At 40.0% G+C, this 23,449-nt stretch carries 25 protein-coding genes and 1 other RNA gene; 10 read left to right on the top strand and 16 right to left on the bottom strand.

The window, feature by feature from the left end; all coding sequences use genetic code 11:
* Positions 1–41: 41 nt before the first annotated feature.
* A complete protein-coding gene (locus AC6JAD_RS14615; protein WP_461303092.1) occupies positions 42–1,472 on the bottom strand; it encodes an ATP-dependent DNA helicase in 1,431 nt (476 codons plus the stop codon).
* Between the two features lie 130 nt (positions 1,473–1,602).
* Here AC6JAD_RS14615 and AC6JAD_RS14610 point away from each other — a divergent pair, with 130 nt between their 5' ends.
* From AC6JAD_RS14610 to AC6JAD_RS14585, 6 genes are all read left to right on the top strand, one after another.
* A complete protein-coding gene (locus tag AC6JAD_RS14610; protein ID WP_461303091.1) occupies positions 1,603–2,262 on the top strand; it encodes a hypothetical protein in 660 nt (219 codons plus the stop codon).
* Positions 2,237–3,073 (top strand): DUF3822 family protein, encoded by an 837-nt coding sequence (locus tag AC6JAD_RS14605; protein WP_461303090.1) that lies wholly within the window; start codon positions 2,237–2,239, stop codon positions 3,071–3,073. Before AC6JAD_RS14610 ends, AC6JAD_RS14605 begins: the two co-directional genes overlap by 26 nt.
* Complete coding sequence (locus AC6JAD_RS14600; protein WP_461303089.1) at positions 3,048–3,596, top strand: RsmD family RNA methyltransferase; 549 nt, start codon at positions 3,048–3,050, stop codon at positions 3,594–3,596. The genes AC6JAD_RS14605 and AC6JAD_RS14600 overlap by 26 nt, the downstream gene beginning before the upstream one ends.
* Complete coding sequence (locus AC6JAD_RS14595) at positions 3,593–3,973, top strand: hypothetical protein (RefSeq protein WP_461303088.1); 381 nt, start codon at positions 3,593–3,595, stop codon at positions 3,971–3,973. Before AC6JAD_RS14600 ends, AC6JAD_RS14595 begins: the two co-directional genes overlap by 4 nt.
* 27 nt (positions 3,974–4,000) lie before the next feature.
* Complete coding sequence (locus AC6JAD_RS14590) at positions 4,001–4,387, top strand: hypothetical protein (RefSeq protein ID WP_461303087.1); 387 nt, start codon at positions 4,001–4,003, stop codon at positions 4,385–4,387.
* A 63-nt stretch (positions 4,388–4,450) separates the two neighbouring features.
* Positions 4,451–4,837 (top strand): hypothetical protein, encoded by a 387-nt coding sequence (locus AC6JAD_RS14585; protein ID WP_461303086.1) that lies wholly within the window; start codon positions 4,451–4,453, stop codon positions 4,835–4,837.
* Position 4,838: 1 nt separating this feature from the next.
* Here AC6JAD_RS14585 and rnpB read toward each other — a convergent pair.
* Positions 4,839–5,160, bottom strand: an RNA gene (gene rnpB / locus AC6JAD_RS14580) — RNase P RNA component class A.
* A gap of 92 nt (positions 5,161–5,252) precedes the next feature.
* On the opposite strand from rnpB, the gene AC6JAD_RS14575 reads away from it, so the two are divergent.
* From AC6JAD_RS14575 to AC6JAD_RS14565, 3 genes are read left to right on the top strand one after another with little or no spacing between them, the layout of a single operon-like run.
* A complete protein-coding gene (locus tag AC6JAD_RS14575; protein ID WP_461303085.1) occupies positions 5,253–7,040 on the top strand; it encodes a DNA polymerase III subunit gamma/tau in 1,788 nt (595 codons plus the stop codon).
* Positions 7,041–7,080: 40 nt separating this feature from the next.
* Complete coding sequence (locus tag AC6JAD_RS14570) at positions 7,081–7,662, top strand: MiaE family protein (protein WP_461303295.1); 582 nt, start codon at positions 7,081–7,083, stop codon at positions 7,660–7,662.
* 58 nt (positions 7,663–7,720) lie between these two features.
* A complete protein-coding gene (locus tag AC6JAD_RS14565; RefSeq protein WP_461303084.1) occupies positions 7,721–8,236 on the top strand; it encodes a 5' nucleotidase, NT5C type in 516 nt (171 codons plus the stop codon).
* Here the strand turns inward: AC6JAD_RS14565 and AC6JAD_RS14560 are convergent.
* The 12 genes from AC6JAD_RS14560 to AC6JAD_RS14505 form a co-directional block, all read right to left on the bottom strand.
* Positions 8,233–9,147, bottom strand: coding sequence for a Ppx/GppA phosphatase family protein (locus AC6JAD_RS14560; protein WP_461303083.1), 915 nt, complete (start codon positions 9,145–9,147; stop codon positions 8,233–8,235). The genes AC6JAD_RS14565 and AC6JAD_RS14560 overlap by 4 nt on opposite strands.
* Positions 9,134–11,233 (bottom strand): polyphosphate kinase 1, encoded by a 2,100-nt coding sequence (gene ppk1, locus AC6JAD_RS14555; RefSeq protein WP_461303082.1) that lies wholly within the window; start codon positions 11,231–11,233, stop codon positions 9,134–9,136. The genes AC6JAD_RS14560 and ppk1 overlap by 14 nt, the downstream gene beginning before the upstream one ends.
* Positions 11,230–11,718 carry a SixA phosphatase family protein gene (locus tag AC6JAD_RS14550; protein ID WP_461303081.1) on the bottom strand — a complete coding sequence of 163 codons (489 nt, stop codon included), beginning with the start codon at positions 11,716–11,718 and terminating at the stop codon, positions 11,230–11,232. Before AC6JAD_RS14550 ends, ppk1 begins: the two co-directional genes overlap by 4 nt.
* A 97-nt stretch (positions 11,719–11,815) precedes the next feature.
* Positions 11,816–12,460, bottom strand: a complete 645-nt coding sequence (gene pdxH, locus AC6JAD_RS14545; protein ID WP_461303080.1) for a pyridoxamine 5'-phosphate oxidase — start codon at positions 12,458–12,460, stop codon at positions 11,816–11,818.
* A gap of 130 nt (positions 12,461–12,590) precedes the next feature.
* Positions 12,591–13,829: a hypothetical protein gene (locus tag AC6JAD_RS14540; RefSeq protein ID WP_461303079.1), complete on the bottom strand. Its 1,239-nt coding sequence runs from the start codon at positions 13,827–13,829 to the stop codon at positions 12,591–12,593.
* Positions 13,830–13,939: 110 nt separating this feature from the next.
* Positions 13,940–14,521 (bottom strand): hypothetical protein, encoded by a 582-nt coding sequence (locus AC6JAD_RS14535; protein ID WP_461303078.1) that lies wholly within the window; start codon positions 14,519–14,521, stop codon positions 13,940–13,942.
* A gap of 21 nt (positions 14,522–14,542) precedes the next feature.
* Positions 14,543–15,355 carry a hypothetical protein gene (locus tag AC6JAD_RS14530; protein WP_461303077.1) on the bottom strand — a complete coding sequence of 271 codons (813 nt, stop codon included), beginning with the start codon at positions 15,353–15,355 and terminating at the stop codon, positions 14,543–14,545.
* Positions 15,356–15,539: 184 nt separating this feature from the next.
* Positions 15,540–16,223 (bottom strand): CPBP family intramembrane glutamic endopeptidase, encoded by a 684-nt coding sequence (locus AC6JAD_RS14525; RefSeq protein ID WP_461303076.1) that lies wholly within the window; start codon positions 16,221–16,223, stop codon positions 15,540–15,542.
* Positions 16,224–16,718 carry a hypothetical protein gene (locus AC6JAD_RS14520; protein WP_461303075.1) on the bottom strand — a complete coding sequence of 165 codons (495 nt, stop codon included), beginning with the start codon at positions 16,716–16,718 and terminating at the stop codon, positions 16,224–16,226. It abuts the gene before it with no gap.
* 305 nt (positions 16,719–17,023) lie between these two features.
* Positions 17,024–17,335, bottom strand: a complete 312-nt coding sequence (locus tag AC6JAD_RS14515; protein ID WP_461303074.1) for a hypothetical protein — start codon at positions 17,333–17,335, stop codon at positions 17,024–17,026.
* 93 nt (positions 17,336–17,428) lie between these two features.
* Positions 17,429–18,388 (bottom strand): sodium-dependent bicarbonate transport family permease, encoded by a 960-nt coding sequence (locus AC6JAD_RS14510; RefSeq protein ID WP_461303073.1) that lies wholly within the window; start codon positions 18,386–18,388, stop codon positions 17,429–17,431.
* A 41-nt stretch (positions 18,389–18,429) separates the two neighbouring features.
* Complete coding sequence (locus tag AC6JAD_RS14505) at positions 18,430–18,648, bottom strand: hypothetical protein (RefSeq protein WP_461303072.1); 219 nt, start codon at positions 18,646–18,648, stop codon at positions 18,430–18,432.
* 87 nt (positions 18,649–18,735) lie between these two features.
* Between AC6JAD_RS14505 and AC6JAD_RS14500 the strand changes: the two genes are divergently transcribed.
* Positions 18,736–19,659, top strand: a complete 924-nt coding sequence (locus tag AC6JAD_RS14500; RefSeq protein WP_461303071.1) for a LysR family transcriptional regulator — start codon at positions 18,736–18,738, stop codon at positions 19,657–19,659.
* A gap of 12 nt (positions 19,660–19,671) precedes the next feature.
* Here the strand turns inward: AC6JAD_RS14500 and AC6JAD_RS14495 are convergent, their stop codons facing one another.
* Together AC6JAD_RS14495 and AC6JAD_RS14490 are read right to left on the bottom strand one after the other, a co-directional pair.
* A complete protein-coding gene (locus AC6JAD_RS14495; RefSeq protein ID WP_461303070.1) occupies positions 19,672–21,894 on the bottom strand; it encodes an ATP-binding protein in 2,223 nt (740 codons plus the stop codon).
* 313 nt (positions 21,895–22,207) lie between these two features.
* Positions 22,208–23,173 (bottom strand): ankyrin repeat domain-containing protein, encoded by a 966-nt coding sequence (locus AC6JAD_RS14490; RefSeq protein ID WP_461303069.1) that lies wholly within the window; start codon positions 23,171–23,173, stop codon positions 22,208–22,210.
* Positions 23,174–23,449: the final 276 nt, after the last annotated feature.

Raw genomic sequence — 23,449 nt, 5'->3', positions numbered from 1 at the left:
TTCCATAGATTATTTTATAGATGTGCAAAAAGACAAAAGGTTTACTGAGAATCTTCGAAAAATTCTCCTTTAAACCCTAAAAGGTACAATCGTTCCTTAGCTCTCGTCATTGCCGTGTATAACCAGCGCAAATAATCCTTATCCATTCCATTGGGAAGATAGGGTTGTTCTATAAAAACGGTATTCCATTGACCCCCTTGGGATTTATGGCAGGTAATTGCATAAGAAAACTTAACTTGAAGGGCATTGAAGTACTTATTGTTCTTAATGGAAAGAAAGCGCTTATAGTTGGACTTCACATCTGCATAATCCTTTTTTACTTCCTCATACAACTTATTGGAATCCTCATAGGATAACGATGGGGTTTCTGATGTCAGGGTTTCTAACAACAATACCGTTTCCAAGGGTTTCATGTTTGGATAATCCACCATTCTCACACGTACTTCGGCGAAGCGAAAGCCATACAATTCTTTAATAGCAAATATTTCGAGCACCTCAATAATATCGCCATTGGCAACAAATCCAGCTTCAGAATGTGGTTTCACCCAAAAATAATTGTTCTTCACGACCATTAAATAATCGCCTGCAGAAAGTTCTTCTTCCCTAAAAAGGATACGCTGTCGGATATTTTGGTTATACAGATTGGCTCTCTTATTGGACCTCACTATAATCACCGTATCTTCATTTCCATACTGATCGTAGCTATCCTGAATGGCATCCATTACTTCTTGGCCATCCTGAGGACGCACCACCTCTGGAAAATAGGACTCACTTATTTTAAAGTTTTCGTAAAAACCAGAGTCCAAAACGTCACGGATCCTAGTGGCATTGTATAAAATTCCACTTTCCTTTTGTTGTCGCACCACTTCATCCAATTCCAAGGAAATAACTTCCTTGTTGTAATAATTCTCCAGGGTTTTTTCCTCCAAGGCAGGACTTATGTCCAATTTTACAGGCGGTAATTGCGCCGTATCGCCAATTAATAAAAGCTTGCAGCCATGACCGCTGTACACATATTGCATAAGATCATCCAGGAGAGACCCATTTTCAAAAAGTCTGGAATCTTGGTTAATATCGGGAATCATAGAAGCCTCGTCCACGATAAAGATCACATTCCTCGCCTTATTCTTTTGAAGACTGAACACCACTTTTCCTACCCCTTCACTTTTGGGCATATAGATTTTCTTATGAATGGTAAGCGCTTGTTTCCCACTATAATTGGAGATTACCTTGGCGGCACGACCAGTTGGTGCCAAAAGCACAAAGGACTTCTGGGCCTTCCATAGGTTCTTCACCAAGGTCCCAATGAGGGTTGTTTTTCCGGTACCCGCATAACCCTTCAGCAAAAAAGTCTCGTTTTTTGCATCCGAAAGAATGAATTCGGCCATCAATTTAAGGGCGGTATCTTGCTTATTTGTAGTAGTATGCGGAAAATCGCTCCTTAACAAACCATAGAATTGGGAAACATCCATAAAGCTAGAAAAACTAAGGGCTAAAGATAGGTAGGTTTTTTTCGGTTTATCCTTTTACGAATAAAAAAAAATTGTAGATTTGCGATAGACGCATGTTAATTCAATAATCTAAAATTAAACTTTCAAAATAATGAAACTCATCATTCAAATCGTTCTTTGGATTGCCATCATATTCTTAGGGTATAGTTTGTACAACTCTATTACGAGCACAACCCGATTCAATAAATTGAAAGAGGATAGATATAAGGCGGTGATTGCAAAGCTTAAAGATATTCAATCAGCTCAGTTGGCTCACCAAACAATTACAGGTAGCTTTACTGGGGATTTTGACAGTTTAGTACGATTCATTGATACGGCCCAATTCGCCATTACCCAAAGACGTGACAGTAGTTATGCTGATGTTGAAAAGAACAAAGCCTACGGACTTGACGAAGGATATTATATAGATGTTATCGTAACTGACACCTTAGGGTTTAAACCAGTAAAAGATTCTTTGTTCGCAGGTGGTGACAGGTACAAAACCATGATGAACGTTCCTGAGTCCGATGCCAAATTCGAAATGAAAGCGGGTAAACTGGACAAAAGTGGAATTAATTACTCTGTATTCGAAGCCAAAGTGGCGAAAGAAGTGGTACTAGCCGGACAGGACAAAAATATGATCGCTCAAGAAAAGCAAACCAACGCTGTGGACGGTGTAAATGGCCCTTATATAAAGGTAGGATCTATGGATGATGTTGATACAAGTGGAAACTGGCCTAAAATTTATGACAACGCCACTGACAAACAATAATAAAACCAACCAAACTAGTAGATTGTCCGTTCAAATTTCTTTGACCGGACTTTCTTTTTTGGTGACATCCCAAGAAGGATCCCCCCTTTTCTTTTATGAAGAGAAGCTAGAAAGGTCCTATACCCCCGAAGAGCTATTAATGGCCATGGATGAAGCTTTTAAGGGCAACGAAGAACTGCAACGGGATTTTCAAGGGGTGCAATTACTGTACAGCACGAATACCTATTGTGCGGTTCCCTCTTCTCTTTTTGATGAAAACAAAGCTAGCGAGTACCTTAAATTCAATACTAAGATCCTGGGTAATGATTTCATAGCACACGATGTGCTAAAAAATCATGGAGTGGTTGTGGTATATGTACCCTTCATAAATATAAACAACTACATTTTTGACCGTTATGGGGGTTTCGAATACTATCATTCTGCTTCTGTGTTAATTAATGATTTCCTGAATATGGAAAAGCACAATACTGAAGAAAAGGTGTTTTTGCATGTAAAGGACACCGAATTCGATTGCATAGTTATTCATAGGGGAGAATTGCAACTTTGCAATACCTATTCCTATCAAACTCCGGAGGATTTTATCTATTATGTTTTGTTCTGTCTTGAGCAATTAAAACTAAATCCCGATACCGTAAACATCTCATTATGTGGCAGTATTGATAAAACTGATGAGAAATTTGAGTTCCTGTATACTTATATCCGAAATATTGCGTTTGTAAGCCGTGATTTTGAACCATTTGGGGAGGAACAAAGCCACGAGAATTATGTTTTAAAAACCAACTCGAATGCGCATAATTTCTGGGACGCATAAAGGAAAAAGAATTGTAGCCCCTAAGAGTCTACCCGTTCGACCTACAACAGATTTTGCCAAGGAAGGCCTTTTCAATATTTTAAGAAACAGAATAGATTTCTGTGAATTGGAAGTGCTGGATCTCTTTTCTGGAACTGGAAATATAAGTTATGAATTCGCATCGAGAGGAGCACTGAAAATTACAGCTGTAGATGGTCACTATGCCTGTGCAAAGTTTATTGATAAAACAGCCAAAGAACTTTCCTTTCCAATTACCGCGATTAAATCTGATGTATTCAAATTTTTGGAGAAGTCCAAACAGTCATTTGACCTGATTTTCGCCGACCCACCATATGCGTTTGATATTGAGCAGTTTGAAGAGATGGTACGAAATATCTTTCAGAATAATTTGTTGAAAACGGATGGAATTTTTATCATTGAACACCCAAAACAAACAGACTTAACAGAGCTTTCTGGTTTTCAAGAATTTAGAAAATATGGTGGATCCGTATTCAGTTTTTTCAGTAAAAACCCGATGCGTTGAAAAACCCAGAAACCATAGAGCTTTATTTTGCTAAGGTAGTAGTGAACCCTAATATGATAATTGCCTCTATTAATGAGGGAGTTATTTTTGACACAGCAGAATTGAAAGAATTTTATAATATATTCAATACCTATTTCCCCAATGAACCCTTTGGGTACATTTCAAATAGAGAATACGATTACACTGTGAATCCCACATCGTATTTAGAATCATCATCCCATCCTAACCTTCATTCTATCGCAATTGTTTGCCATTCGCAGAAATCCTATGATATGGCCCAATTCGAAAAACAATTCTATAAGCGACCCTTTAAGGTCTTTTATAGTATGAAGGATGCTAAAGATTGGATACAACAACAATTACCAAAGACCAGATAACAAAACAACGATAACAAACTTACAATAATGACTCCTCTCCCCCCCACAACCATTGACTTGGACTTTGTTCAAGTAGAAATATATGACCATTACGCACTTCTAACCATACAGGAAGGTATTGTGTTCGACATGCCTAAGCTAGGCGCCCTTTTTGAGGTTTTTGAGCAATTTTACCCCGATAAGCCCTTTGGCTATATTTCGGATCGGAAATTCGACTTTTCAGTAAACCCAACGTGCTATTTGGAGGTGTCCAACCACCCAAGATTAAAAAGCATCGCCATTCTTTGCCATACGGATGCATCGTATAAAACCGCCCAATTCGAAAAAGCATTTTACAAGCGACCGTTTGGAGCTTTTTATTCTCTGGAGGAATGTGAATCCTGGACACTGAAAAATGTTGAAGATTCGAAGTAATAGCTTGTCTTTTAGGACTAAAATTCAGTACTTTGCAGGCTTAATTATTCTGATTATTAGACCATGTCGTCCCCGACTATACACAAGATAATCGAACTGGATTTTGCCACGTTCGAACTATATGACCGTTTCATTGTTTCTACTATAAATGAAGGAGTGGTTTTCGACCTTCCTCATCTAGAAAAGTTAAAGGAAATCTTCAATACCTATTATCCCGAAAAACCCTTCATATCTATAGCCAACAGAAAATTTGATTACACCATAAACCCGACCTGTTTGTTGCATTCCGATCTGTTTCCCAACCTTTTGGGCATTGGCGTGGTTTGCTATACAAAATCTGCATTGGAAACAGCCACTTTCGAAAAGAAATTCTACAAAGGCTCCCTTGAGATTTTCTCCGACATGGATGAGTGTATGAAATGGGCCGAAGGTAAAATAGTATCCCAATAAAATAAAAAGCAGGCCTGTAAGCCGGATTCTGTTCCCAATAAAGGGCCCTTATCATTTATCTAGGCAATTTGTTACCAAAGAGCTCTATCTGCCTACCCTCCTGGATTGGGCGGGAACCCTCAAGCCCAGGTATACATGGCATTTCACCGCATAGAGTTTACCTGATTTCACTACAGCATTACCTGTACATTCTTTCTGCTGCACTTGTCCTATCACGCCGAAACGTGATGACGGCTGTTAGCCGCTATGCTTCCCTATGGTGTCCGGACTTTCCTCAATGAATCTGCTTTCGCAAGACCCAGCGCGATAAGGCGGCCTGCCGTGCAAAAATAGACTAAAATGTTAATAACTCACACAAAATACGAAGCAGTATAGTTTCATTACTTCGAGTACCTTGCTATATTTGTTTTTGTCTATGGAGCACTTCATTGTATCGGCCAGAAAATACCGCCCTGCCACCTTTAAAGATGTGGTTGGACAACAGGCCATTACCAATACCTTAGTGAATGCCATAGAGAACAATCATTTGGCCCAAGCACTACTGTTTACAGGGCCTAGGGGCGTGGGAAAAACCACTTGTGCCCGTATTCTTGCCAAGAAAATAAATGATGACGGTAGTCATCATGAAGATGAAGATTTTGCATTCAATATTTTTGAACTGGATGCCGCTTCCAATAATTCGGTAGATGATATTAGAAACCTAATCGATCAGGTTAGGATCCCACCGCAAGTGGGGCAATACAAGGTCTATATTATTGATGAGGTTCACATGCTTTCTTCTGCAGCTTTCAATGCATTTCTGAAAACACTTGAAGAGCCTCCAAAACATGCCATTTTCATTTTGGCTACTACCGAAAAGCATAAAATCATACCTACAATATTATCCCGTTGTCAGATATTCGATTTTAGGAGAATAACGGTTCAGGACATAAAAATGCAGTTGGCAGAAGTTGCCAAGGCAGAGGGAATTGATGCTGAAGACGACGCATTGCATATCATTGCGCAGAAAGCAGATGGAGCCATGAGGGATGCACTTTCCATTTTCGATCGAGTGGTGAGTTTTTCTGGAAAAACCCTTACCAGACAGGCAGTTACAGAAAACCTGAATGTACTCGATTACACCTATTACTTTAGTATTACTGATCTGCTTTTGGAAAATAAAATTCCAGAAGCTTTATTAAAATATGACGAAATTCTTTCCAAAGGATTTGATGGTCATCATTTTGTGGCCGGTCTGGCTTCGCATTTCCGTGATTTGTTAGTATGCAAAAACCCATCCACCATTTCCTTATTGGAAGTAGGTGAACAAGTGAAGGAAATGTATTTGGAACAGTCTTCCAAAACCTCCCATGAATTCCTGATGGATGCCATTGGTTTGGCAAATGAAACCGACCTGAAATACAAAAATAGTCGGAATCAGCGGTTATTGATAGAACTTTGTTTATTGCAATTAGCCTCTCTCACTTTTGAGGGAGAAAAAAAAAATACTAGTGGGAAACGCTTCGTAATCCCTCCTTCCTATTTTAAAACTCAAAAAAATCCAGTTAAAGCCCCTACTGAAGCAGTGCCTACTGTGGCTACTCCTCAAGAGGATATAGCTATGGAGGAAAATACTGTTGTTGAAACCATTGAGGAAACCGCCACTGTAGCGGCAGAGCCTGAGATTGCGCCCATAGCCTCAGAGACAAGTGCTCCCAAAGAACGGGTTATAGACCGCCCGCAAATATTGGCCGAGCGTAATGCCCAAAAAGTATCCGCCCTGTCTCTAAAAAGCATTCGGAAAAAGCAGGAACTGAAGAAAGAGCTTGTTGCCAACAAACCTGACGAAAATAATCTGCCTAGGGAATCTTTTACTGAAGAAGAAATGCAATCTGCATGGACTACCTATACCAAGAAGGTGGAGGAAGATGGCAAGTTCAACTTACTATCCCACCTAACCATGGGAACCCCGAAATTAGAAGGGAATTTAATTCACTTGGTCTTTCCCAACAGCACCATAAAAGTAGAAGTAGAAAGAGCCAAATACGAACTGCTGGGCTTCTTGAGGGAACAATTGCGCAATTACGATGTAGATATCTCTATTGAGGTTAATGAGGAAGAAGTAAAGCGCTATGCCTATACCCCAAGGGAAAAATTTGATAAGCTAAAAGAAAAAAATCCACTGATCGATACCCTGCGACAGGAATTCGATTTGGATGTGTAATTATAGGATGATGAATGAGCACGAAAATGATGAGATAAAAATGCTAGGGTTAAAGTTACCCACGGATCCGCGTTGGGTGAATATTGTTGAAAAGAATATTGAAGAAATACTAGTGGACCATGCCTATTGTGAGCAAAAGGCAGCATCAACAGCTATTTCCATAATCATTGGATATCCCGAATATTCCGAATTGGTAGATGAAATGACTTTATTGGCCCAAGAGGAAATGAGTCATTTTAAGATGGTACACGACCTGCTCATGGAAAGAGGATTAACCCTTGGACGGGAACGAAAGGATGAATATGTGAATATCATCATGAAATTTTTTCCAAAGGGAGGTAGTAGAAATACCCAGCTTATACATAGATTACTATATGCCGCGCTCATTGAAGCGCGGAGTTGTGAACGATTTAGATTGTTAAGTGAACAATTGGAGGATAAGAAACTGGCTCAATTTTATCGTAAGCTCATGATTAGCGAGGCAGGCCATTATACGATGTTCCTTGCATTTGCCCGTAAGTTTGGCGACCGGGAGGAGGTGGACAAAAAGTGGCAGGATTTGTTGGAATTCGAGGCCAGTGTAATGAAAGATTTAAGTACTTCAGAACGGGTTCATGGATAAGATCTACGCAACCCAATTGCAATTTTCGATCTAATTAAAAATCCCGAAACCAAACCACATGGCAAAACGCTTGCTCATTGATATGGATGGTGTCTTGGCAGATATCTACCAACAAGCCATAAATTTTGAATACCAAGAAAGTGGACGTCTTATAAAACTTGAGGACGTTCAAGGAAAAGATGAAATCGTAGCATTTCCCAATGCAAAGCGACATGTCAGGGAAAAAGGATTCTTCAGGACGGCTCCATTAATTAAGGATGCCAAGGACGTGGTGAAAGCGCTTCATAACTCCTATGAAGTCTTTATCGTTTCTGCCGCCATGGAATTTCCAAATAGCCTTGAGGAAAAATACTATTGGCTTCAGGAGCACTTCCCGTTCATTTCCTGGCGAAACATTATTCTATGCGGCTCTAAAGTGCCTGTTACGGGACATATCCTCATAGATGATCATTACAAAAACCTGGATCCTTTTAAGGAAAGAAGCCTTTTGTTTACCCAGCCACATAATATTGGTGACGATCAGGGGCATGAAAGAGTACACGATTGGAAGGAAATTGCCGAACTCTTACTCTAAAGATGTACTTCTATTTCTGAAGCCCGTTTTTCGTTGTACAGACTTTTAATAATTCCATCAGAAAGACCAATTTTAGGCACATAGATATTTTTTGCCTTACTCCATTTCATGGCCGACAAGTAAATTCGGGTAGCCGGCACAATTACGTCGGCACGGTCCGGATTCATTTGTAATTGAAAAATACGGTCGTGATAGGTATACGATTTCAATCGCTGAAAGTAACTCGACAAATAGAAGTAGCTCAAGGGCTTGCCTAACTTCTTACCGCTAGACTTGTAGATGCTATTAATATTCCCCCCCGAACCGATTAGGCTTATCTTATCATAATCATTGGTGTTCTTTTTGATCCACTTCTTCACATCATCCCAAATGGATTCCTTCACCATATCATTTAGAATACGAACGGTTCCCAATTTAAAGGACTTGGATGCTACAGTCCTACCGTTAGCAAATACCGTGAATTCGGTGCTTCCGCCACCTACATCCACATACAGAAAAGTCTTATCTGTATCGATCAGGTCCATTAAATCTGTAGAGGCAATAATCGCAGCTTCATCTTGACCATCGATAATTTGAATATCTATACCTGTCTGCTTTTTTATCTTCTTGGCTATTTCATTTCCATTCGCAGCTTCCCGCATCGCAGAAGTAGCGCAAGCCCGGTATCGCTTAACCCCATGGGTTTTCATCAACAAACTATAGGCATTCATGGCATCAATCATTCGATCGAAGTTGGTATCCGATATCTTACCTTCCAAAAACACATCGGCCCCCAAGCGAATAGGCACACGAATAAGCGAAGTCTTCTTGAACTGTGGTTTTTGATGGTCCTTTTCAATTACGGTGGCAATAAGTAGGCGTATCGCATTGGAACCAATATCTATGGCTCCGTATTTCTCAATGTTCAGCAAAATTCTTTAGCTTTTCTTGGTAATACTCGTACAATTTAAACTGTGAACGAACCGGTTCCAAATCATTCTTACGATAGGCGTTATCTTGCTTATCCGAAATAATCCGTGCTTTTACATTATCGTTCCAGTTAATAGCAAAGGTATCCAATAATTCTTGTTGTATTTCTGTGTTATAGATTGGACAGGCAATTTCTACCCTATTATCCAAATTTCTGCTCATTAGATCGGCAGATGAGATATAATATTTCGGATCTCCCGCATTTTCGAAAATATAGAGTCTCGGGTGTTCCAGGAACTTATCTATGATACTTATAACTTCAATATTTTCACTCATCCCCTCTACCCCCGGGATTAGGCAGCAAATACCCCGAACGATCAATTGAATCTTTACTCCTGCCCTACTCGCGTTATAAAGCTTGTCTATCATCTTAAAATCGGAAAGGCTATTTACCTTAAGCTTTATTCCACTGGGTAACCCTTTTTCGTGATTTTCAACTTCAGTATCTATTAAATGATACAATGTATTCCTCGTATAGTGCGGGGAAACCATTAAATGATTGTATTTCTTGATTCTATAGTTCACTTCAAAGAAATCGAACACCTTGTTAATCTCTTTGCCGATCTTATTATTACTAGTGAACAAGGTGTAGTCCGTATAGATTCGCGCGGTAGACTCGTTAAAATTCCCTGTACTTATGAAGGAATAGCGTCGTATTTTTTCTTTTTCCAATCGCTCTACCACACATGCCTTACAATGTACCTTTAGTCCTGTAACCCCAAAAATAAGCTTTACGCCTTCCTTCTGCATGATCTCCGCATAACGAATATTGGCCGCCTCATCGAAACGGGCTTGCAGTTCAATCTGTACCGTCACATCTTTTCCGTTCTTGGCAGCATTGATCAAGGAGCTTGCTATGTGTGACACCTGGGCCAAACGGTATATGGTAATTTTAATGGACTGCACTTTTGGGTCTAATGCGGCTTCCCTGAGAAACTTTACGACATAGGCAAAAGTTTGGTAAGGGGCATATAGCAGAAAATCCCTTTTTGCGATCTTGTTCAAGATTCGGCTTTGCAAGGAAAGTCCTGGCACTGGGAGTGGTTTTACCGAATCGTACATAAGATCTTTCCTTCCCAAACTGGGGAATTTCATATAGTCCCGTCGGTTATGATATCGGCCACCTGGTATGACGCTATCGGTCGATTCTACCCCCATTTTATCCATTAGAAACTTCAAGGTTTCTTCGTCTATGCTCTTATCGTAAACAAAACGAACGGGATCTCCGGAGCTTCGTTGCGCCACACTTTTGGAGATTTTTTCCAAAAAACTCCTGGAAAGGTCGCTGTCTATATCCAATTCAGCATCCCTGGTAATTTTAATCATATGTGCCGAGATAGACTCATAATCGAAAATATTGAAGATGTTCCCCATTTGGGAGCGAATAAGATCGTCTAGGATAATGATATATTGCTTTCCATCTTCTTCAGGAAGCACTACGAAACGTTCTATAATATTCGGAATTTCAATAAGCGCATAGTTTACCACATTCCCATTCTCTCCATTTTCCCTCATTTTCATGCGTACGGCCAAGTAAGCCGCGCTGTCCATGAGCTCGGGAAATTCATCAATTTCTGAGATCATGATAGTCATAAGGGCAGGACTTACCTTACGAATAAAATAATCTGAGATAAAAGCCCGTTGGGAATCTGAAATCTGAGTTTCATTGATAATAAAGATGTTTTCCTTTTCAAGTTGTTCCTGAATATCTTTCAGAATACGGAGACTATGTGCCTGTTGCTGTATCACTGTTTGCGTAATCTCCTCTAATAATTCCGTAGCAGAAATTCCCCCTAACTCACTTCTTCCGCCCTTGCCAGCTTCTACAATTCGCTTAATAGTGGCATAGCGAACCTTAAAAAACTCATCTAGGTTATTGGAAAAAATTCCCAAGAAGCGAAGACGTTCAATTAACGGAACCGAAGGATCTTCCCCTTCCTGCAATACCCTTGCATTAAACTGCAACCAACTTAGTTCCCGGTTTAAGTATCTGTTTTCAACTTGTGCTGCTACTCTTTCTACTGTCATTCTTTTAGGTCTCTAGGGAATACCGTTTGTATTGTTTTACCGTTCGTAATTTCTTTCCAAGCGTTTGTGTCGAATTGCAGTTCAACAAAACCACAGGTAGGGACATTGTCAATATACGTACTTCCCAGCATATTGGCAATGGATGTAAAGGCATGGTTGTGCCCTACAATCATGATTCGCTCTTTGCTATTGTCAAGCCCTTTAATGATGTCCATAACATTGTGTCCACTAAAATCGTAGAGGTCATTATTGACTTCGAAGTTAGCATCGGTTATTTGAAATGCTTTTTTAAAATACTGAGCGGTGGACAATGCTCTTGTGGCACCACTGCTGATAATTCTCTCTGGAGGAATAATCTTATTGTTCAGGTATTCTGAAACCAATACACCATCTCTTTCTCCCCTTCCTTTTAAGGGACGTTTGTGGTCTATAACATCATGCTTCCATGAGGATTTGGCGTGACGCACCATATACAGTGTTTTCATTTTTTGGGTTTGTTAGTTAGTTGGTTTGTGTGTTAGCTATAATTCCTAATTCGATGTCCCCAACATCTCTATATTCAATACTTACTTCTGAATCACCTTAGGGTGCCAGTCTGTCAATTTTCCAATCCAGTCCATCCAATCTATAGCGAATCCTGTCATGCAATCTATTAGGCCTTCCTTGCCAAAATTCGAATTCGATAGGACTTATAACAAAGCCGCCCCAATCCTTTGGCTTAGGAACTTCCTTACCTTCATAAGCCTCCTCTAATGACCGCAATTCTGCCTCTAGAGTCTCCCTATTGGCTACTACACTGCTTTGGTTTGAAACCAATGCTCCTAACTGACTCCCTTTGGGCCTGGAGGCAAAGTAATTGGCTGAATCGGCTTCACTGGTCTTTTGCGCTGTGCCTTTTATTAGGATTTGTCGTTCTAAATTGGGCCAGAAAAAAGACAGCGCTACCTTTGGATTGGCAATGATAGCTGCCCCTTTTTCGCTAGTATAATTGGTATAAAAATAGAACCCGTGCTCATCATACTTTTTTAGGAGTACCACACGACCCTTTGGAAAGCTATCCAACCCAATGGTGGTTAAGGTCATGGCGTTTGCTTCGTCTACCCCTCCCGAATTCTCTACTTGATAGTACCAGGATTGGAATTGCTGCAACGGATTGGCGTCTACCATACTTATATCCAGTTCGCCCTTAGCATAGCTCTTACGTTGATCGTGTAAATTATCCCTCATACTCTGTTAAAATGAGTTTTAGATGTTCTATACAGCACATAGTTCACCATTTCACTATGCAAGATACGCCATTAAAGGATTTTATGGAAAAACGGATGATTTAAATTTGGGTTAAATTATGGGCGTGACCTCACTTTTTTAAAAGGAAATAATTCTTGTAATCTGAATATAACCATCGCAATTGTTTTCTCGACAAAAATGTTATTATAGGTTGGTTCCCTCCGTATAGGCACCCTTGGCAATAATACAATGAAATGTCCGAATCCTTAAATTGTTCCATTCTAGCAACTTCCGATGGCCGAATGACAACTCCACTCCTTTTCAGAAAGTACAAACCAATATATCCGTATACCGCCCTCTCCGGATTAATGGAATGAAGCCAACGTGATAACTCTTGATAGTCATTATTGGCAGCCAATTTATTCATTTTCGAATACCCGGAAGGCGGCATCCCTGCGAATCCACAACTCGTGCCAAACACAAAGACATCGAAGTCTGGAGATAGGCTCTTTAAATCTTTGAACCTGTTTAGTTCATCCCTTTCAATTATCAATTGGTACTCCCTTCTCGTTTGTTCCAGTTTAAGATATATAAGCGAGTCATTCCTTTTTATTAGATTCAATTCAAAGTTCCGTCCTGCTGCTCCTATCAACAAGTTCTGTTGATTAAGCCCAAGTTCCAAATCACGCTTAACAACAGTACGGATATCAAGTGCATGTGGCTTACGTGCTGCATATTGCTTATGTTCTTCGTCCAAAAAAGCTTGAAGTGCTTTAAGATCTATCTCTTCTTCTTCAAGAAATGAAAATAACACATCCAATTTACGATCATAGGGATCGTCGTCGAATTCAAACTTTGCCCTGGAATAAAGTCCCAAATCATCCTTGTTATGAACTTCTATTTTATATATCTTCTCTTCAAGGTTAAACCCTCTTTTCTTTCGCTCTTTTCTAATATAAAACGTAACACCTTCTTGTGAGTGCCATGCTTCTGTACTGTTAGTAAAACAACCATTTCCGTTGTATACATCCCATACATCTTGCATTGTACTTCTGTTCAACCTAATTCCATTGGCTAGTGTTGCATCTATAGGCGATTTAACCGTAATTGTCCTGACGATTTTATTCTTGTCATCCGTTATAATCTCAAACCCCAATCCCAAATCCTTGTAGATATATTGGGAAACCAAAGGGTTCTCATCTAGTCGGAAATCAGGTCCATAAAGATCTATAACCTCGGCAATGGTTGTTGAGTCGATTTTAACGGGTACACTTTCTATCCCAATTCCAGGGTATACTTTTAGGAATTGCCCATAAACGCTATTAAAACAGCACGCTAAAAGAATAAAGTAAAATAGGCTGTGTCGCATCAGTGTTTTATTAATTGAAATCCTCTTGAACAAATCGCATTTTAAAATCTGAGCTGAAACTTCTAAACTTTATAATAACGGCAAAGGATTCAAATTATTAACTTATCCGTTTATTCGGCCCATAATATATCCACGGGAAAAGTGTTGGCCGACCGAACTTCCTTTACCAAGTCCGGATGTTCTTTTAAAATTTTAAATGGTATGTGCCTATCTACTACCCTAAAATCCAAACCTACATTTTTTAATTTAGGTGCTCCTGTTTCCAAAAATAGTCTTGAAGTAAAATGGAGGGTATCCCCCATTTTCAAACTACTTATCATAGGCCAACTGGCATTACAATTCATTAGTGGGATTGGGGTATAGGTTTCAGGTATAGACTCCAAAAAGTATTCGAGACCGTTGCAACTATCCACCAAATACCATATATCGGCTTTCGTTCTGTTTACCACCATACAGCTAATTCCTATGTAGCTTAGGGGTCCGACCTTACTGCTATCTTGTAATGCATATTGAAATTGAATCCCTGTATTTTTCAAAAGCTTAACCTGTTGCACTTCATGATGTTCTTGACCCAATATGCTTTGTGCCTCCTTATCGGATCCCTCATATGAAACACAGGCCTGATAAATAGGAAAGCCCACCAATAGCAATAGGCATTTTACACTCCATGAATTTATGATCTTGAATACCATTTTACTTCTTTATGCCCCTCCTTAATCCCAACTTAAATGTCTTTTGTTAAACCAGCTATTAAGCTGCATGGTCACACCGCTGTTTTCTTCAATATTTTGAGAGGAAAAGTCATCCAGAATCGTTCCTAAAGCATCAAAATCGGCCTCATTTGTATACCGGAAAAATGAGGAAGGATGGTCCACCCCGTGCCCGGAGCTACTTTCCGGATAGGGAATCCTACCCTCACCTACAAAAGTGAATTCCTGCAAGGCAGGATTACTTAGTAAAACATTTTTGAAGTCGTTATATAGGTGGGTATTGTCTGTATATGTTCCACAGATATAAGCGAACGTATTTTCGGGTATCCTAAAGGTGTGCTCATACAATAGATGTGTAAAACTGCTTTCCGAAAGGGTTACATTAATCTTTTCTGCATTTATATCTACAGTGTACTTATCAATATTTTCGCCGTTTAAAAAAGTAAGGCGATCAATAGAATCAGGCAAATCGACATGGGTTGTCGCAGGGCCAATTGCCGTTAAACAAATATTGGGTCTAAATACCCCATCGAAACGTACGATCAATTCATTTTCCCTTATGAATGTGGTAGTTTCCAGCGCATAATTGGCACAAGGATATATTTCAGTTGTAATTAGCTTAAGTTTTAATAAGGGAGCCTGTGGAGTATCTGAATACTCTTCATATACCTCTGCGGGCATAAAATCGACCTCCGTTTCTATAGAAGTATCTGCCATAAAAGCGGCATAATCGTCACTTGGTTCTTTAGAATCGTCGTTGGAAGAACAACCTCCTAGGGTTAAGACGAATAAAGCAATAACAAAAACTCTTTCCATACTCACAATTTTTTATCATTCCAGACCAAGATAAAAAATATAACAGGCCAAATCCGGGATATTTACCATATCCATATAACTTATTTGTCGTATTTCATGAATTGGGTATGAAATTGTACCGCTTATAGCATTGGGACCCACAATATAATTTCGTAACAATGGCCCTGCTAATCATAATGCCTGATCAATTGGTTGGTTTCACAAAATACCTTACGTAAATCAGTACCAAAATGGGCGCAATGATCAATCCAATGGCAAAGTTGAGCAACGAAGTCCAATCGGTCAATTCGTGTCCTCCTTGCGAAATGAGCACCAATTCGCCCAAAGGACCTTTAGAATAAATGGTGTTATGAATTACATTCCAGCCCAAATGAAGTCCGAATGGCAACAGTATCGATTTGGTTTTTGAAAAAGCCCAAGCCCAAGCATAGCCCATCGTTGCCGTACCTACAAATACCAAGGCCATGGCCATAACATTGCCCAGCACACCATAAGAGAACCAATGATACACTCCGAATGCTATTGCCGATACTAAAATGCCTTTTTTTGATCCAATTTTACTGATAAGGATGTACAACAATGCTCCGCGAAATAGCAATTCTTCTGTGAAAACAGACTTAACATCCCACCAAAATGATTTTAGGACATCCCCATTGGTTATGGTTTCATTGAGAAGCCAGGTAGATGACTGCAGGTAAGACTGCAAATGTTGTACAAGCGCACAAAGAATACCTGTAACGAGAAACCCAATTAGGAATTGTTTTAATCTTAATCCCAACGGAAGAAACCCCAAGGCTAATAAGCTTTGCCTTTCTATGAAGTAAAGCAGTAGCCAAGAAATGGCAAGTGCTACGATGATCCCAAGCATTTATGCAATTTTTTTGTTTAACAAGCCAATTATTTTTCGCGCAGTCTTCTCCACTGAATTCCAGTCCCACAATTCAGGATTTCCAAACTCGGGATTGGTACTAAACCAATTTTCAGTCCTTTTCTTGGAGTTTACAGAGATTCTACATTGTATATTATTTTCATCATTTTGCATGTCTAAATGAATGAAAATTATTGCCCAACCCTGTATTGTATATCTATATGTTTTTCCGTTAGTGTATTTCGGGTTGAGCATTATTTTCGAAATGGAGAAATTTCCTTTGGATTCAGGATTGTAAATGCCAAATCCAAATTGTTTCTTTCCATTTGATATGCCATTTCCCAAGTAGCCTTTGAATCCAGATAGGGTTTCAATTCGGACTATTTCCTTTTCAAATTCAGAGTACGATTCATACAGTTGGTTTTTAGAATCTGAAAGAATCCATTCAATCAGGTGATAAAGTTGATTTTGGTCTATAAACTCTGTACTCTGCACTAATGTTTAATAATTTAATGCTCCATATTAATAAAGCAATATCGAGGTCTTTTAAAGTTTAAAATTAGCCAAATTTAGGCAATATGCTACTACTTTTGGGTTCTGCCGTAGGGTTAACTCCACTTAAAACCAACTTAATTACAACCAGATATAGACATTTCATACCTATTTTCTCTTTAAGTGACTGGCGCTCGACCGATAATGACAAAAAAAGGCGACCCATTTCTAGGCCGCCCTCCATTTTCAAAGCACACTTATTTAAAGGTTGAAACACATTAACTTAATAATCATCAATTAAGCTACCTTTACTCTTCAATGGAAATATGTATAGTACTTTGCATTTTGAGTTTCTTTCCTTGCAATCTCGCTTGCTTAAAGAACTCTTTTGCAATCTTTTGTTCGTTCAGCAGTTCATTCATTCTTCCACTGTCGTACTCACAACTATCATTATGATCCCCTTCCGTGATGGCGAGACGCTGTAGTTTGTGAAAGTTGATTTTAACATCCAATACGGAGTTAACGATGTCGGAAGCTTCGGAAGCACTAAAGTGCCCTTCGATTAAATTGATCGTTTGTTCTGTTTTCATCGTTGGTGCGGGTGCAGCCATTATTTTCATGATTTCTGGTTTTATTTGTTTGACAAATTTCGGACTATTTATATATATATTTTTATTTATATATTTAATACTAATCATTAATATTATTTATTATTAATTTACAAGGTATAGATAGAGCGGCAACCCCAACGTAATATTGAACGGAAAGGTGATCGCCAACGCCATGGGTATATACAAACTCGGGCTTGCCTTAGGCACCGCCAACTTCATTGCCGCCGGCACTGCAATATAAGACGCACTAGCGGCAAGGATCGCGAAGAGCAACCGGTTACCTACCACCGAAGTGAACAATCCGCTCGCCTCTGCCACCAAACAACCATTAATTATGGGGATAATGATAGCAAAGAGCAAGGCAAACCAGCCCTTTTTCAAAAACTCCGACAGCTTGCTCCCACTCGTAATTCCCATATCCAAAAGGAAGACCGCCAAGAACCCTTTAAATATGTCCGTAGTAAATGGCTCGATTCCCTGTGCTTGCGATTCACTGGCCAACAGCCCTATAACGAGGCTTCCAATGATGAGCAATACGCTTCCGTTGGTTAAGGCATGATGCACCACCTTCCGCATGGGCACATCGCCTTTATTTTTCCCCTTATTGAACAAGGTAATGAGCAAAAGGCCCACCATAATGGACGGAGCCTCCATGAGCGCCATTACCGCCACCATATGACCGTTGAACGCAATACCCTCCATCTCCAAAAACCCAATGGCAGTGACGAAGGTTACCGCGCTAACAGAGCCGTACGCCGCAGCAATAGCCCCTGCATTCTCAACACTAAACTTCCTCCTAAGAATAAAATAGGTGTAGACGGGAATGACCACGGCAAGGAAAATACCGAAAATCAATGACCACAAGATCTCCATGCTAAATTCGCTATGCGCCAATTCCTGCCCTCCCTTAAATCCAATAGAAAACAACAAATAGAGTGAAATAAACTTTGAAGAGTTTTCCGGGATGCAAAGGTCACTTTTGAGCTGAACGGCCAAGATGCCAAGAAAGAAAAATAAAAGTGCGGGGTTGGTTAGGTTATCGATCAACAGATGTAAATCCATAGTAGATATGTCCTTTTCTAGTGGGGTTTATTATAGATCTTCTAGGCATTGCCCTTAAAAAAAAGCAAGAATCCAATAATGAAGGCACAAAGGAGCAACTCCTTTAGGAACAAACTATCGTTTTGCAGGGATAAGCCCAAAAAGAACCCAAAGACCGCAAGAATCGCTAGCCAGGTCAGTAACAACCTATGTGACCTTCCCTTGGCCTCTGGGTGGGCTATAATTTTGCTCTCTAAGGAGCCACTCCGTGCCTGTTTCATAGTGGAACTTTTTTGTTACTGCAAAGATGATTCGATTTTTTTATATATTTTTATTTATGTTTTTTATACTATACATAATCTTTGTTTATGAATTATACCTTACACCAACTGGAAATATTTCGCAAAATTGCTGAGCTAAGGAGCGTTACCAAGGCTTCGGAAGAGCTTTTTCTCACACAGCCCGCCGTATCCATTCAACTAAAAAAATTTCAGGATCAATTTCAAATCCCATTGTTCGAAGTTGTCGGAAGAAGAATTTACATCACCGAATTTGGCGAGGAAATTGCCAGGGCATCGGAGACCATACTCAACGAAGTGCATGCCATTAACTACAAAGCCCTTTCCTTTCAAGGGGAGCTGGCCGGTAAGTTGAAAATTGCCATTGTGTCTACCGCTAAGTACGCTATGCCCTATTTCTTAGCTGGTTTTATGGAAAAACACCCAGGTGTTGATTTGGCAATGGACGTAACGAACAAAGCGGAGGTTGTTAGGTCCTTAGAAAACAATGATGTAGATTTCGCCATGGTTTCCACCATCCCAAAAAAGATGAAAATAGATCGCATCGAACTTATGGAGAACAAACTTTATCTAGTGGGTGGCCGGCAATACGAACACACGGGGAAAAACCTGAGCAGAAAGGCTTTTGAGCAACTTCCTTTAATCTACAGGGAACAAGGCTCTGCCACAAGGAATGCCATGGAACGTTTTATTGCTTCCCAAAAAATATCCAATTACAAGAAAATGGAACTAAAGTCTAATGAAGCCCTGAAACAGGCAGTAGTTGCCGGGCTGGGCTATTCTATTATGCCATTAATCGGATTGAAAAACGAACTGAGCAATGGAGATTTACAGGTCATTCCCGTAAAAGGACTTCCAGTAATCACAAATTGGAACTTAATCTGGCTAAGCTCTAAAAACCTATCGAGCATAGCCAAGGCATTTATAGAGCATATTAAAACGAACAAATCCAGTATTATGGAGGAGCATTTTAATTGGTTCAGTAATTACTAAAAAAAGAAAGGGCTAAGACAGCACTTCGGGTTTGGCGCTGTGCATATATACTAAGGCCTCAAAAAGACGATTGATATCAATAGGCTTCAGCAACACCCCGTTGAAGTAATCCCCATATTTCTCCTCACTCAAAATAGTGCTGTCTGCGGTTAAGGCAAAAATAGGCGTGTTCTTATTTGGGCCTCTTGAGGTTCGTATGGCGTGGGTTGCATCCAAACCATTCATAACTGGCATGTGAATGTCCATTAATATAAAATCCACCCGTTCCTTCTTTGCCATATCAATCGCTTCTATCCCATTGCTAACGCGTTTTAAGGTAACTCCCCATCTTTTAAGCAGTTCCTGCATGACCATTGCATTTATTTCATTGTCTTCGGCTACAATAGCCACCCTACCTTTCAACTGTTTGAACAGGGCCTTATCGGTTTGCAAAGGTGCTTCGCTTCGCTTTAACGTAAGGGGAAATGAGAAACGCGATCCTTTGCCCTCTGTGCTTTCTACGCATATTTCACTATCGTGCAATTGGACCAACTTCTTTACAATAGCCAAGCCAAGCCCAGTACCGCCTTCTTTTCTGGTAGTTACCGATGGCGGCATATAGAAGCTTTCGAACAAACGCTCTTTTTCCTTAGCTGGAATACCAATACCCGTATCGAGTACCGTAAAATGAAGGACATCACTATCACCTTGGGAATCCAGCAAATCCACACACATCTGTACTTTCCCTTTTTCGGTATATTTTATGGCGTTGCTTACCAAATTGCCTAATATCTGGAATAGTTTAGTCTCATCCAGCTCGTAATAATCGGCTACTTTAGGCGCGATGTTCATGTCGAACTCCAATCCTTTTTCCATGGCCATCCCATGGTATGTTTGATGGATATTGAGAATGAAGTCTTCGAAGCGCATAGGCCGGGTTTCCAGCTTCATCTTATTGGAATCCAACTTTGAAAAGTCTAGAATATCGTTAATGATTCGCAGCAGGTTTTTGGAAGAAAACCGCAGGGAAGTAAGTAATTTTTTGTCTTTTTCAGTTGAACGTTCTTCCAGTAAGGATATAATACTGGTTACTGCATTTAGAGGGGTCCTGATCTCATGACTGATACTGGAAAGAAACTCCTGCTTCATTTTCGTAGCTTCCTCCATCTGTTCCTGCTTCCGCTTAAAAAGCGCCTTTTCACGCGCCAAACTAGCTTCTTTCTCCAATGAACGCATTCTTGAAATCCGTTCGTAATTTCCGATCACCTTGAGAATTTGCGAATTTACAGCCGCATCCTTTTCATCTAAATATTTCTCCAGATGCTTGAGGGCCTTACTATTTTTTCCTTCTTCCTTATAAATGTGATACAGGAAGTGATTGCATTTATATTTAAGCAGGGATTGGTTACGTGCCTCGCTTTCCTTCACAAGCATTTTTAAGTACTTCTTGGCCTTTTTCCTTTTCCCCATCCCCATGTACAGATGCCCCATCTTATTGTAAACCATCCCTTTGCCAAAACTATCTCCAACTGATTCATGGATTTCAAGAGCCTCCAAAAAATCCTGTTCGGCTCGTTCATATTGCTTTAGATGCAAGAATACCTTTCCCCTTCCGTATACAGCAAATGCATACCCACGAACGTCTCCAGTTTCTTTTTTCATTGCAATGGAACGCTCAATAAGCGCCATGGCCTTGTCGGATTCATCCGATTTAAGTAAAATACCCGACAAAGGATTATAGGCATTCGACTCCAGATTTTTATCGCTTACTTCTTTTGCTGCTGTAATGGCCCCTTCATAAGCCTCTTTGGCACTTATGCCATCACCCAGAAGTTCATATACCGTTCCCAAGGATTTAAGCGTACGGGACTCATTATGATAATCTTTGTATTTTCTATAAATAGCCAAGCAATCAATTAGGTGAAACATCCCCAAGTGATAATTATTGGACTTGTAATACACCCCAGCAATACTGTAATTGGCATCTGCCATGCCTAGCTCATCATCGACTGCATTAAAGCATTTTATGGCGTCTTCGGAAAGTGTTATCGATTTTTCATGCTCCCCTTTTACCATAGCGTACAAGGCAAGTTTCCCCAAGCTCTTTCCGATGAGGCCAGAGTCCTGAAGCTTTCGGCTCGCATCCAGCGCCTTTTGTGTAAGCATAATACTTTTATCCAATCGCTCTCCACGTTGCTGATACGCATCGTCGAGTAATTGAAGAATTTCTGCTTTCGATATAGGACCCTGTGCCATGGGTATTAAAAATGAGTGAAACCTGCCGAAGGAAAACACCTACAAACAATGATTAAATATACATTATTTCTGCTAAAATGAAGTAATTCACGGATAAATGTAATTGATTGAATATCAATTAATAAAAAAAATAAGCTCGCAGGCAGGTAATTTTTACACGTTGAAGCATTACGGTTTTACCGCCAAATTTATTGTCAATTTATATACAGGGTTACCAATTAAGAAGCATCGATCCTGTTAATATCAAAAATTCAGGGTCCTTTCGAACCCCGAATTTAATAAACCTATCCTTAACCAAGGAAAATATACGGATTTACTCCTTAGCCCCCTTGCTAAGCAAGTACCTAACAACATGGGGATGATTGCCTTTCCTAGCCATTTTCAAGGCATTTCGGCGTTCGGAATTAATTGAAAAACTATCGCGTACAGTAGTATTGATGTCTGCCCCTTGATCAACCAAGTACCGAACGACTTCAAGATGTCCTCCCCAAGCGGCACGGATGAGTGGGGTTTCATCTCCCCTAACATGAATGTTAACATCTGCCCCCTTTTCAACAAGGTATTTAACGACCTCCAAATGCCCTTCTTTGGCCGCATAAATCAATGGATTCCCATCGCCATCACTCTCTTTGTTTACATCGGCACCAAGTTCGACCAACGCTTTGACCATAGTAAGATTCCCGCTTCCTGCAGCTCGTATTAAGGCAGTACCATCCCCTTTGCTTTCTTTATCGACGTCTCCAGAATAAGAGATCAACAGTTTTAAAATGGATGGATCGTCGCAATCCCCTGCTGCGGCCATAGCATTGCCATCTCCATCTACCTCTACATTGGGATCGGCACCTTTTTCCAGTAACAATCGTACAATGTTAATATTGCCTCCGCGTACTGCCGATATTAAAGGTGTTCCGTCATTCATAATCTTCTTATTTACCTTAGCCCCTTGATCCACTAGGAACTTGGCCACTTCAAAATGCCCTCCTTGGGCAGCGATCATAAGGGCACTTGCATCATTCATATGCCGATACGTAACCCGGGCACCAGATTGCACCAGCATTTTTACAATACCCAAGTTGCCATTTTTGGCTGCCATTCCCAGAGGGGTTCTTGGTTGCAACAGGCTATTAAATTTACAATTCGGGTTTTGATCCTTGAGAAGGACACCTACTTTTTCACTATTATTACTCTGTACAGCATATAACAAATCCTCGCAATCCTGGGCATGTGCCATTACAATGCTTGCTATTATTAGGGTTACTGTGGTGATTATGGTTTTCATACTATTCGTTTTAAATGTGCCTTCCTGTTATAAGTTTAGGCAATGATTGATGACTTTTTTTATTCTCATTCGAATGCAGGTCAAAAGTAAGGGGTCGGCACAAATACTTTTGGAAAAAAAGACCAACAGCCTTTTCCTACCCACAGAAACCCGATTTAGGTAAAAATCCCCATTCATCATCCGAAAACCATTTTCCATGGGTAGGAATCCTTCTTGTAAAGACTTTGGAGGCAACTAAGCCTTGTATTGTTTACTTTAGCCTCCATGAAAAAGCAG

The sequence above is a fragment of the Aureisphaera sp. genome, assembly GCF_059726885.1.
The sequence above is the reverse complement of the archived record's forward strand: the minus strand, read 5'-3'. Positions and strand labels throughout refer to the sequence as shown.